Below are 12017 nucleotides of genomic sequence, written 5' to 3' on the forward strand. Positions count from 1 at the left end.
TCGCACAATGAAAGGTGAGATGATGATGTCCGATTCAGAAAAAAAGTTATTTGCCATGGATATTGATGGAATGACCTGCACGAGTTGTGAGCACCACGTCCAAGATGCTTTGCAATCCGTAGGTGCCACAGATGTTCATGCCGATTACAAAAAAGGGGTCGCAACGTTTATTGCGCCGTTGGATTTCCCTGTTGACAAAGCACAAGAAGCCGTGGCACAGGCTGGATACCAGCCCAAAGATGTCAAAATTCAAGATCCCGATAATTCCTCAGAAATGGTTCCTTACCACATGGATATTCAAGGCATGACTTGTACAGATTGCGAAGTGCATATTACTAAGGCCCTAACAAAAGCCGGGGCTTCTGATGTGTCAGCCAATTTCCGACGCGGGGAGGCCACATTCTGGGCGCCTGAAACCTTATCGCTCGACACTTTGCGGCAAGCGGTATCAGAGGCCGGATACAAGCCTAAGGAAGTGCGCCCGTTATCCCGAACCGTTAATGCGCAAGGGACAGACATTAAAGGAAAAACCGGTGGTCACCAAGACTATGATCTGATTGTGATTGGTTCGGGCAGTGCCGCCTTCGGTGCCGCCATTGAAGCACGCGGAGCCGGCTTTTCTGTCGCCATGATTGAGCGCGGCACTTTAGGCGGAACCTGTGTCAATATTGGCTGTGTCCCGTCAAAAACCCTTCTTCGCGCGAGTGATTTGCATCATTGGGCCCAAGAAAATCCCTTCCAAGGTCTTCACACTATGGCCAATCCCGCGGATCTTAAGACATTGGTCGAACAAAAAGATGAACTGGTTCAAGAACTGCGGCAGAAAAAGTATGCTGACTTGCTTCCTGAATACGAAATCGATCTCATTGAGGGCGAAGCAACATTTGTCGATGAACACCGTTTGAAAGTTGGGGATAGAATCCTCACTGCAGGACGATATATTATTGCGACGGGTGCTAGACCCCGAATTCCTGAGATTGCCGGGCTCGATAGCGTGCCCTATTTGACGAGTACCTCCGCTCTTAATTTGACCACACGCCCTAAACATCTCCTTGTTATTGGATCGGGCTATATTGCATTGGAACTGGGTGAATTATTCCGTCACTTTGGTTCCGAGGTGACCTTGATGCAGCGCAGCCCGGCCTTGATGCCCGCTTATGACGCTGAGGTCCGGGACATCATCCAAGACGTCATGGTATCAGAAGGTATTACCGTTCTGACTGGCGTCCAATATGACCATGTTGAAAAACAAGGAAACGACATTGCCGTTCATCTAAAAATTAATGGGAAAGTTCAAACCGTAGTCGGAGACGCTTTGTTAGTCGCAGCTGGTCGGGTCCCTAATACCGAGGCGTTGAACTTACCCGCTGCCGGCGTGGAACAAGGTGCACATGGAGAACCGAAAACCGATGAGACGTTACGTACCACAAATCCTGCAATTTTTGCCGCTGGAGATGTCACCATGGGCCCGCAATTTGTCTATGTCGCGGCCTATGAAGGAAAGATCGCTGCGCAAAACGCCCTGGGGTTAAAACCCGCAGTGCAGACTCTGAAACTGGATGCCGTGCCGGCGGTCACCTTTACCCAACCTTCCATTGCTTCCGTCGGAATGACAGAAGACCAAGCTAAACAGAAGGGTCTCGCGGTAAAATCTGCTGTCCTGCCCTTAGAAGCTGTGACTAGAGCTTTAGCCAACCGCGACACGCGCGGGGTTTTTAAATTGGTGGCTGAAGAAGCTTCAGGTCGAATCGTGGGTGCACAAGTTGTCTCCGAAAATGCCGGAGATGTTATTTACGCTGCCACTTTGGCCGTTAAATTCGGTCTAACCATTGACGACCTTACCGATTCACTGGCTCCGTACTTAACGATGGCCGAAGGTCTCAAACTCACCGCGCTAACTTTTGACAAAGACGTCAGTAAATTATCGTGCTGCGCCGGTTAATTCACAAAGGGCCCAAAACTTTAGGGCCCTTTTTCAGTCATTTGCCGCATTAACAAGCATGTGGTTAATCGCCGATAAGGAGGCGAAAAGTGTGTCACGATTCATTGCCCATGTTATCCCCTCGGATACACCTGCTACCGGGGGCAATGCCATCACCGCGGAACGAATTGTTCAAGAACTCGAACCCAAAGGTTGGAAAGGTGTCGTCACTCGTCGTCCGGCATTGCGTGGCTACGACTTTATCTTGGCCTATAATGCTTGGACGGTGGGGGTTCCCCTCATCCAATCCGGAACGAATCCTGAACGTGTCGCCGTGATTTGGACGGGAACCGATTTATGGGACGGTCTTGCCACGTTTCCCGAAATGATCTCATTATTAGAACCCGTTAAAGGTCATATCGTCTTTACCCCAAACGCCAGGGACCGTCTCTTAAGCTTTGCACCCCACTGGGAATCCAAAGTGCATGTCATCGTCCCGGCTGTAGATCATCAACTCTTTCGACCGGATGTGATTCCACCCTCAAGTAACCTGACGTCTTTATTGATTGCTGGCGGATTACGACCAGTAAAACGAACTCACTGGGCCATAGACCTCGTTCAGGCAGTGCGCCAAAAGGGACCACAACTGGATCTCGTTATTGCCGGTCCGTCCCGGAGCGATGACGAGGATTCGCGCGTAAAAATGAAAGCGGCACCTCATCTTTGGGTTCATTTAGTCGGAGAGATACCCCGTCAACAAATGCCTCAATACTATTGTCAAGCTGGCTGTGTTCTTAACACCTCTGCGGCCGAAGGGGTATCCAATGCGCTGATGGAGGCCATGGCGTGTGGATCCTGCGTTATTGCCACACGTATTCCGGGTAATGCCGCCCTGATTGATCACGGAACGACAGGTTTTTTGTTTGACACCGTGGAAGAATTTGTTGACATCGTGCTATTCCTTTGGAATCATCCACAACGGCGCCAAGAAATTGGTTTCAATGCGCACCAGGTTATTCACGAAAAGCACAATCCATGGATTGAACAATCTCAATATGATGAGCTCTTGTCCCAGTGGTTGTCCTAACCCATGAAATCCAGTACCTTCCGTAAGAATACGCAAGCATAAACAGAGAAAGGAAGAAATGGATGTTTTTCAGCCTGTCTAATTCGCAGCAAGAAGACCTGCTGGCAGCATTTTGGCAAGCCCTGAGTAGCCCCATTCGTCTGCGTGTTTTGGACATTTTGCGCACACAAGGCCCGTTAAATGTCAGCCAGCTCGTGCAAAAATTGGAGATGGGTCAAGGACACTTATCAAACCATCTGACGTGTCTCAAGAGTTGCGGCTTAGTACGGGCTGAAGCTCAAGGCCGTTATGTCTTTTATTCTTTAAGCGATGAACGGGTCAGTATCTTGTTAGATGTCAGCCGGGACATATTGCATGATCATCTGCTAGGTATTGCCTCCTGCCATTTCGTTAAGTCTTCTGAGCCCCAAGACGGGGATAATGGGGGCACACCCTAGTTGCCAAATTTTGTACCAGCGCCATGTCCTATGCGAAACCGAAACATGGGAATTAAAGTCATGCGCCCATAGGAATAAAGTGGAACTCTCCAGAGTTCTTTAACCCCGCGGAAATCTTCGGGCTTGGGTAATAAAGGTCTGGGCAATCGCACGCACCGCACTCGTCATGGTTTCGAGAGGCCGATAGATTAGAGCGAGCTGTCTAAAGGCTGCCGGATTTAAATGCCGCACCACAATTTGTCCGACGTCTGCATAGACTCTAGCGGCTTGATTGGGGACAATCGAAATCCCTAATCCAGCCGCAACAAACCCAATTACAGTGGCTATGCTCGTCGCTTGAAAAATTAGGCGAGGTTGAATGCCGTTTTCGTGGAACAACGCTAATACATGACGTTGAAGTCCTGTCCCCACATCAAGTCCAATAAAAGGTAATCCATCAAGCTGCTTAATGGTTATCGCTTCTTCCTGAACGGAAGATGAGGGATTATCGATCAACACCAGCTCTTCTCGCCATAATGGGGCCACTTGCAAGTCCGTGTACATCAGAGGCAATGTGACCACCGCCAGATCTAAATCCCCATGGCGCACTTTTTCCACTAAATCCATAGACCGTCCTTCTGTAACCATCAGATGCACATCAGGATAGCGCGTCATCAAACTGCGATACACAAATGGAAAGTGTGCCGCAGACGCCGTTTGAATGATGCCTAGACGCACTTCTCCATGAACCGTACGAATGTCGACTAAATCATCCCCTATCGACGCCGTTTGCTGCAGAATAACCCGGGCTCTATCCACCACGATCTGCCCCTCTGGACGGACGGTAATTCCCCGGGCACTCCGGTCAACAAGACGGTAGCCCAACAAATCTTCCAAAAGCTTTAACTGATGGGTGACGGTCGGCTGCGTCACATCTAGCGCAACGGCTGCCGCGGAAATCGAACCGTGATCAGCTACAGCCACTAAACATGCTAATTGTTTTAGAGTAATTTCCATCGGTATGTCCCATAAATTATTTTTATACCTATCTATACAGAAAAATGCCTTGGACGTCTAGATGGGGACGTCTTTAATTAATGCTATCGAGACATAACACGTTCGGTAAATTTGCAAAATGGGAAGTGAGACAATGACAACAGGCGCCGCTCTCCCTGCCCACTACAAATGGTGGGCCCTGTCTGCCACAAGCCTTGGCATGTTTATGGCCATGTTAAATGGCACGACGCTTCTGGTCGCGTTACCAACCCTTATCCGCGTGCTTCATATGTCGTCATTATTGGCCATTTGGGTTATGTTGGCTTATATGGTAACACAGACCGTATTAGTTCTTACCGTCGGCCGGTTTTCGGATATGTACGGACGTAAACGGTGGTATGTGGCGGGATTTGCATTATTTACGGTCGCCAGTTTGGCCGCAGGCTTTTCACCTAATGGGCAAACATTGTTGATAATCCGTGCCCTCCAAGCGGTGGGTGGATCACTGGTCATGGGCAATTCCACAGCGATTGTCGCAGACGCCTTTCCCCGCCAACAACTGGGGCTGGCACTGGGCATTAACAGCATTGTAATTGCGCTTGGCCAAATAGCCGGGCCTGTGTTAGGGGGTTTACTGGTAACATGGTTCAGTTGGCACTGGGTATTTTGGTTCAATGTACCCATTGGAGTTATCGGTACGCTCTGGGCAGCTTACCAACTCCATGATCTAACGCCTGCTGCTCGCCATCAGCGCATTGACTATTGGGGGAACTTCACCTACATGCTAAGCTTGTTGGGAATTTTAATTGCGATTACTTGGGGTGGGCTCAGAGGCTGGCAATCCCCGGTGGTCTATACCGGACTGGCAACGGCCGGGGTAGGCTTCTACGTCTTTTTACGGTGGGAAAAGGTGGTGACAGACCCCTTATTAAAACTCGGCTTGTTTCACATCCGGGCTTTTGCTATGGGTAACTTGTCAAACTTTTTTATCGCCATGGGACGCGGTGCTATCGTGTTGCTCTTTATCTTTTACTTCCAAGGCACACGGGGGGAAAACGCGCTACAAGCAGGTATCTCAGTCATTCCTATGGCGATCGCCATGGGATTGACTGCACCGGTATCGGGATGGTTATCAGACCGCATGGGAGCCCGGGTACTCGCCACCTTAGGCGCGGTGATTATGGCTATCAGCCTTATGGGTTTTGCTCTGACCATTTCCTTATCCACACCCTATGTGATTATCGCTTTGTGGCTCACGATCGCTGGAGTGGGTAATGGCCTGTTTAATTCGCCGAATACAAGCGCCATCATGGGCACGGTAGCGCCGGAAGAGCGAGGGATTGCCGCGGGCACACGCACCATGTTACTGAACACAGGCAATGTCTTTTCGGTCGGAATGGTGCTAGCATTGGTCGCAGCAACGGTTCCCCCGTCCATTATGTTAGCCATTTTCGCGGGCCAACCCACGGCTGTCAATACCCAAGGACTCGTTCACTTTGTGCACGGCTTAAACTGGGCCTTTGTGTTTATGGCCTTCATGGCTCTCATATCAGCATTCCTTTCGTTCCTGCGCGGTCAACACGCGCCGGTCTTAGTCGAACAATCGCAGAGCGCAGTTCGCTAATATTCCCTAGCATCCAGAGCAGATTTTATTAAGTCACTGGGTGCTGGGAATCTTTTGACGTCCGTTTAACGGTTAATCAGATGTTCCTGAACTCGAGGTTTTTAAAGTGTCAATTAATCCAGCCAAACCGGTAATCTCTCCTGGCAATACCAACTTGGTAGATTGGGACTGGCCAACGGCAGTTAACGTTTCTAATGATTTGAGTTGTAAAATTGCTTGGATTTTTTCGGGATGCCATTTGTGTGCGTCGTCTTCTGCTAATCCCAAGATGGCCCGGTTCACCACCTGCGTCGCTTCGGCTTGAGCTTCCGCTAATTTGCGAATAGCGATGGCTTCGGCTTCGGCCTCTAAAATACGAGCCTGTTTGGCCGCGTCAGCACGTAAAATCATCGCTTTCTGTTCGCCTTCCGCTTGCATAATGGCGGCTTGCCGTGCGCCCTCGGCTTGCAAAATGCTGGCCTCTTTTTGTCCTTGGGCCTGTTCAATTGCCGCCAATTTGTTGGCATCGGCCTTTTTCTGGGCTTCCATCGCCTTTTGCATTTCATCCGTCAAGTCAACTTGGCGAATGGAGGCTTGTACGATGCGAATTCCCCATGGACCCGTTAATTCGTCGAGCTCATTACGCAAGGCCGCATTAATTTGCTCGCGGTGGGTCATCACTTCGGCCAATTTGCGTTGCCCGACTTCTGACCGTAAGGTGGATGAGACAATATTTTTGATAGCTAATTCGGGATTTTGAATTTCATACAAATAGCTTTTCGCATCGACGACTTGATATAAAAAATAGGCATCAATCACTGGGCTAACATTGTCGGCGGTAATTACGGGTTCCGGAGATAATGCCACCGTCACGGATTTGGTACTGACAAATTTTAAATTGTCTACTAGAGGCAACTTAATCACGAGGCCTGGCGGGGCTTCATGATGAAAGCGCCCCAAGCGTTCAATAACTCCTACAGAACCTTGGGGTACAATTCGTAACGTGGAGCGCAGAGCCAAAATAATTAGGCCAATGACAATAATGGCTTCAACAAGTAATTCTAACATGGCTCATGCCCCCTTAGCCTTGGTCCGCTACCACAATGAGCGTGATTTGATCGCGTGCACTCACCCAAATTTTGCTCCCCGCGGGAATCGGTTCGGGATTATCCGTCACTGCAGACCATTGTTGCCCATTCACTTTCACAATGCCCATCCCTATTCGGTCTGGAGGGATCACCGTGATGGCGATCCCAACTGAGCCGATTAAGCGATCAATGGAGGAACGATATCTCATAGTCCTCACCCATACCCGCCACAATCTCTGCTGTCTTCATTCATCATAGAAGCCCTTCACGCGATTGTCATTGGTGTTGCCGAAAAAATTCCGCTATTTTGCGATAGACGGCAATTTCATTCGCCTTTTTACTAAATCCATGTCCTTCGTCCTCTAAAACCATATACTCAACATCACGCCCGCGTGCCCGCAATGCTTCGACCAACTGATCGGACTCCTGTTTCACAACACGGGGATCGTTGGCGCCTTGAATTACTAACATGGGACGGGTCATAGCATCCAAATAGGTAATGGGCGAATCTTCCCGGAACTTTTCCGCTTGAGTCACAGGATTGCCTAAAAATTTGTCCATGACCGGTTTCCACGATTCCGGCACCGAATCATGAAAGGTAAACAAGTTGGAGGGGCCAAAAATATCGACGACGGCTTTGAAATATTCAGGATGTCGTCCATGGAGCAACAAGCTCATATAACCGCCATAGCTACCCCCCATTAAAAACAACTTGTCTTTTTGAGCCATATTCATGCGGAAAAGCCATTCGATTCCCGACACCATGTCTTTTCGGGGTCCCTCGCCCCAGTCGCCCTCCACTAATGTCGTGAATGTTTTCCCGTAACCCGTACTGCCGCGGAAGTTGGGAGCAAAAAATTGATAACCTTCATGGACAAAATATTGGACAATGCTCCGAAATTGGCGACGTTCGGCGTATTGCGGCCCGCCATGCGGCCAAATGATCGTGTAACCGTTCCGGCGCGCCGCAGGAGGAGAAAACCACAGGGCCTCGATGATGGTTCCATCGAATGATGGATAGTGCACAACCTCGGCATGCACTGCAGTACGTGGATCAATGCCCATGGAGCGGTTATCGGTTATAGGTGTCCACAGAGTGTCGGGAGTATAACGAAACAGATTATTTGGCATAATCTCGGACTGCCCTAGAACATATACCGTTCCCGAGCGTGCCACCGTCCAACTCGTGACCAGGCTTACAGGCAAATCAATCGGCTGTAAAGTTGGGTTGCTCACTGTCAGATCCATTACATAAAATCGGTCTTCCACTCCGGCATGAGCCAGAACATAAAGACGTTTACGCTCTTTATCCCATTTTAAGTCTGCTAAATCTTGTCCTTCGATATGTGCCACAGGTTTAAACTGCTGCGTTGCGATATCATATTCAGCCAGATAGCTAAATTCTGCATCGTAATTGGTCGTCACATACAGATGGGTCTCGTCAATAAACTCGGCTCCATAAACAACATGGGGAGTTTGGGGACTGGGCACAATTGCGTGCCATACCCCTTCTTGCACAACAAATCCTGCGATAAAGGTATTTGCAAATAATTTCAATACGACCAATACCCGCTCGTCCGGAGAAACTTGGGCAATATAGGTGGGTCCTCCTTCGCCCTTCACAAGCAATTCTTCCTGGCCGGTTTCTAAGTCAAGCCGATAATTATTGAAAAAAGAGGGATTCTCCCTGTCGGACGCATAATATAGACGATTACCGTCCTCGGATACATGCAAGATCAGTTGCTTGTGGGATGGTGCTTCGCGAAGAATTTTCGCGGTTCCGCCTTGGGGCGGTAACAAATACATTTGCGTATTTTCATCGCCATCATGATCGGCGCTAAACAAAATATACCGGCCAGCGGGATCATAATGCACATCATGCACCATTTGACCCACATGGCTTAATTGATAAGGGTAATGAATTCCAGTCTTTATCCCCCAGACATCAAAGGTCCCCCCAAGGTTTGTCGCAAGCGCAATAGACTCTTCATCGTCACTCACGCTAAACGCTGTAATATTCGCGTAACGAAAAAAATCTTCAATATCGGGTGGCCCAAATTCCCATTCACTCATATTATGTGAAATCTCCTCTCGCCACAGAATCCATTTTAATTAATCACATCAAGCTTAATTGCATCATGACATCGTTACAGAGCCTTGTAAAGGAGAAGAACGACGGTGACCAGAGATGATGAATGCCGTGACATTTTTTCGGCGAGAAAAACTCGAAACGGCAAAAAATTTGGCCATATGGGCATGAGGCTAATTAACCCTCCCGAAAAATGGATGACGACCAGCGTGAAAATGCTCTAGCCAGGATAATCCACATCTTATTAAGAAATACCAGAAGCCCCAAACATCAAGGGGCTCCTGGTATCAAAGGAACTATTTAGGAGAAATTGCAGTTACGAGGAGCTGTTATGACGTTCCATTTTGCGACGAGGCCGGGGCGCCATTTTATGTCCACGCTTGCCCCCGCGTATTACAGCCCAGTGGGGTGGAATCGTTCCAGAATTTGTCTCCGATGGCGGCTGAAGCCATTTAGGATATTCTTCCCCGTAGGCGACCTCTTTAGGAAACTCCTTACCCAACCATTTGACCATCCACCAACCAAAGCCAATAAATAAACCGGTTGGAATGAGAATCCAGAGGGCATCGAGAACGGAGACCCCAACTGCGTCCAATACTAGTGTGTCCATGCCTACCCACTCCCACCGCCATTTTCCGAATGTTACGCCAACAGATGATATGTTTCCTATTTTATAAGGGATTCCCGGGCTAATCAAGATCATCTAGGGAATTTGAACTAGAAAGCCTAAATTGGTGGATCTTCAGGGGTTCGTTGCGTTTAGATGCCAGCCGATGCCACCAAAACCCGTCATGGTGAAATTCCATGATACAATACAGCCAAAAGAATCTGCTGTGAAGGGAGTTCACCAAGCCACTATGCCTCGTTATCGCAAAAAATTTTGGCTGCCTTTTGCCGCGTCCCTTTTCTTGCTATCAGGATGTGGAACGCAAATCAGCCAGCCCCCACACTATAAAGTATGGTCTGTAAAACACAATGAGTGGGAAACGACAACCTTTGTTGGTCCCCATGGTGGTATTGTCATTAGTATGGCTTCTTGGTGTAAATATTGTGCATGGGAAGCCAAATGGCAGGAACCTGCCTTATTCCAATGGGGCCGAACCCATCAGGTGGCGGTGACGCTTCTGGATATTTCTCCTCGCGGAGGGATTGGCATTGCCGGTCCCAAAACCAACGCGGCCGCCGGAACCGACGGTTCTGGGAATTACCTAGGATCAAACCCGGGACGCGTCAAAGCATTAAGCCACGTCCTCGATCAATATTCAACCATCTATCATGTGCCGCTGCAGGATCTAACAATCGATCCTACAGACAGCACGATCTTTGCGAAAAAAACCGACCTTTTGCCGACGATCTTTCTCCTCAACGCCCACGGCACGATTATCCATACTTTTACGGGGATCAATTCGGCCAGCCTTATTGAATCCGGCTTTGCACACGCCTCCTCTTAACCCTTCTGGGCCAAGGAGGTGCGCACTTCGGGCCGATGCTCAGGAACCACCATGAACACGAGGGCACCGATCACAGAAGCAATGGCGACGACTCCATACATTCCGGTGAAACCATGAACGACTTTGGCGGCGGTCAGCAAAATGGGGCCGGCGGCTAAACCGGTTGCCCGAAATACCGCCATTAACGATAAAGCTTCCCCCGCTTGATCGGTCTGGTAGAGATCTAAAGCCAAACGATTCAAAGGCGCTCCCATTGTAAAGGCTGTCCCTAATCCGAGTGCCATCATCGCGAGGATAAATCGGAAAAATGTTAAGTGTGGCCATGCCAAAAGCACACCTCCGACACCGGCCGCCACCAGCCCGACAGCTAAAATCTTTTTGGCTCCCATTCTGTCGACCATGATACCCCCGGCCCCTGCTAACAATGCACCCGTGAAGGCCGCTGGTAATAAGGCTAATCCGGATTGCAGCACAGAGAAATGCAAATCCGACTGCACTAATGCGGGCACAAAGATAGCAGCCGACATGTCTAGTCCAATTAACGCGGCACCAATCATCATCGCGACACCGGCTTTATTCATTAAGGGTTTGGAATCCAAAAACGGCGTCTTGGCCACTTTTTGTCGCCAAATCATTAACCCAAAGAAAAACACGGCAAGAATGAGAAAAACGAGGCGGATAATGCCTTGGCCCATGATCACTAAGAGGATACTAGCTAACCCGGCACTAAAACTCGCCCCACCTACCCAATCCGGCAAGGCGCGAGCAACAACGGTCGAGGGCGGCGCGTTGCGCAGCATGGCTAAAACAATGAGCGCAATCGGTAAGTTAATGATAAATACCGCGGGCCATCCAAATACCTGCCCTAAAATGCCTCCTAGAGTTGGACCGATCACACTGGCCAAACCAAACACGGCCCCGAACATTCCTAGAGCCATGCCATGCTTTTCCGGTGGAAACTGCTTGAGCCCTTCAGCCTGCCCATTGGGATAGACAGCTCCTGCGCCCGCCCCTTGCACAATCCGAGCAATCACAAACAGTGCAAATTCCCGGCTCAAGGCTGCCGTAATAGACGCCACAGCAAAAAGAATGATCCCCCAGACGAATACCTTGCGGTGTCCTAGGCGGTCACCCAACGCCCCCGCTAACACGGTGGAGGCGATATACGCCACAGTATAGGCCGTAACGGTCCACGCGGCAATTTCCAAATTGACATGGAAGCTGCGGGCGATAACGGGAAACACCGGACCCAGCACATTCGTATCTAATGCTCCGATAAAGACCCCGAGTAAGTAAACGCCTAACACTTTATAGTTCGGTCGCAATGTTCGCCCTCCCAACTCATTACACTACTGTCCACTATACC

Annotated in this window: 11 protein-coding genes; 5 read left to right on the forward strand and 6 right to left on the reverse strand. The window is 49.5% G+C overall.

The genetic code is table 11. The features are described 5' to 3' along the window. Window positions 1-55: 55 nt before the first annotated feature. The 3 genes from merA to AOA63_RS16475 all read left to right on the forward strand — a co-directional run bounded on the left by merA (window position 56) and on the right by AOA63_RS16475 (window position 3445). Window positions 56-1942: a mercury(II) reductase gene (merA, locus tag AOA63_RS16465; RefSeq protein ID WP_242848396.1), complete on the forward strand. Its 1887-nt coding sequence runs from the start codon at window positions 56-58 to the stop codon at window positions 1940-1942. A 91-nt stretch (window positions 1943-2033) separates the two neighbouring features. After that, window positions 2034-3008 carry a glycosyltransferase gene (locus AOA63_RS16470; RefSeq protein ID WP_053960883.1) on the forward strand — a complete coding sequence of 325 codons (975 nt, stop codon included), beginning with the start codon at window positions 2034-2036 and terminating at the stop codon, window positions 3006-3008. A gap of 62 nt (window positions 3009-3070) precedes the next feature. Next, complete coding sequence (locus AOA63_RS16475; RefSeq protein ID WP_053960884.1) at window positions 3071-3445, forward strand: ArsR/SmtB family transcription factor; 375 nt, start codon at window positions 3071-3073, stop codon at window positions 3443-3445. Window positions 3446-3544: 99 nt separating this feature from the next. Here the strand turns inward: AOA63_RS16475 and AOA63_RS16480 are convergent, their stop codons facing one another. Then, complete coding sequence (locus tag AOA63_RS16480; protein ID WP_053960885.1) at window positions 3545-4441, reverse strand: LysR family transcriptional regulator; 897 nt, start codon at window positions 4439-4441, stop codon at window positions 3545-3547. Window positions 4442-4574: 133 nt separating this feature from the next. Between AOA63_RS16480 and AOA63_RS16485 the strand changes: the two genes are divergently transcribed. Continuing rightward, complete coding sequence (locus tag AOA63_RS16485; RefSeq protein WP_053960886.1) at window positions 4575-6044, forward strand: MFS transporter; 1470 nt, start codon at window positions 4575-4577, stop codon at window positions 6042-6044. 72 nt (window positions 6045-6116) lie between these two features. On the opposite strand, the gene AOA63_RS16490 is transcribed toward AOA63_RS16485, so the two are convergent. The 4 genes from AOA63_RS16490 to AOA63_RS16505 form a co-directional block, all read right to left on the reverse strand. Next, window positions 6117-7091 (reverse strand): SPFH domain-containing protein, encoded by a 975-nt coding sequence (locus tag AOA63_RS16490; protein ID WP_053960887.1) that lies wholly within the window; start codon window positions 7089-7091, stop codon window positions 6117-6119. A 13-nt stretch (window positions 7092-7104) separates the two neighbouring features. Then, window positions 7105-7329 carry an NfeD family protein gene (locus AOA63_RS16495; RefSeq protein ID WP_347474815.1) on the reverse strand — a complete coding sequence of 75 codons (225 nt, stop codon included), beginning with the start codon at window positions 7327-7329 and terminating at the stop codon, window positions 7105-7107. A 58-nt stretch (window positions 7330-7387) separates the two neighbouring features. Then, complete coding sequence (locus AOA63_RS16500; protein ID WP_053960889.1) at window positions 7388-9184, reverse strand: S9 family peptidase; 1797 nt, start codon at window positions 9182-9184, stop codon at window positions 7388-7390. Between the two features lie 332 nt (window positions 9185-9516). Further along, window positions 9517-9810, reverse strand: coding sequence for a hypothetical protein (locus tag AOA63_RS16505; RefSeq protein WP_053960890.1), 294 nt, complete (start codon window positions 9808-9810; stop codon window positions 9517-9519). 223 nt (window positions 9811-10033) lie between these two features. Here AOA63_RS16505 and AOA63_RS16510 point away from each other — a divergent pair, with 223 nt between their 5' ends. Continuing rightward, entirely contained in the window at window positions 10034-10651 is a 618-nt protein-coding gene (locus AOA63_RS16510; protein ID WP_206742837.1) for a hypothetical protein, read from the forward strand. On the opposite strand, the gene AOA63_RS16515 is transcribed toward AOA63_RS16510, so the two are convergent. Further along, window positions 10648-11976 carry an MFS transporter gene (locus tag AOA63_RS16515; protein WP_053960892.1) on the reverse strand — a complete coding sequence of 443 codons (1329 nt, stop codon included), beginning with the start codon at window positions 11974-11976 and terminating at the stop codon, window positions 10648-10650. The genes AOA63_RS16510 and AOA63_RS16515 overlap by 4 nt on opposite strands. Between the last annotated feature and the right edge of the window lie 41 nt (window positions 11977-12017).

It is taken from the genome of Sulfobacillus thermosulfidooxidans, from assembly GCF_001280565.1.
Lineage (GTDB): Bacteria > Bacillota > Sulfobacillia > Sulfobacillales > Sulfobacillaceae > Sulfobacillus > Sulfobacillus thermosulfidooxidans_A.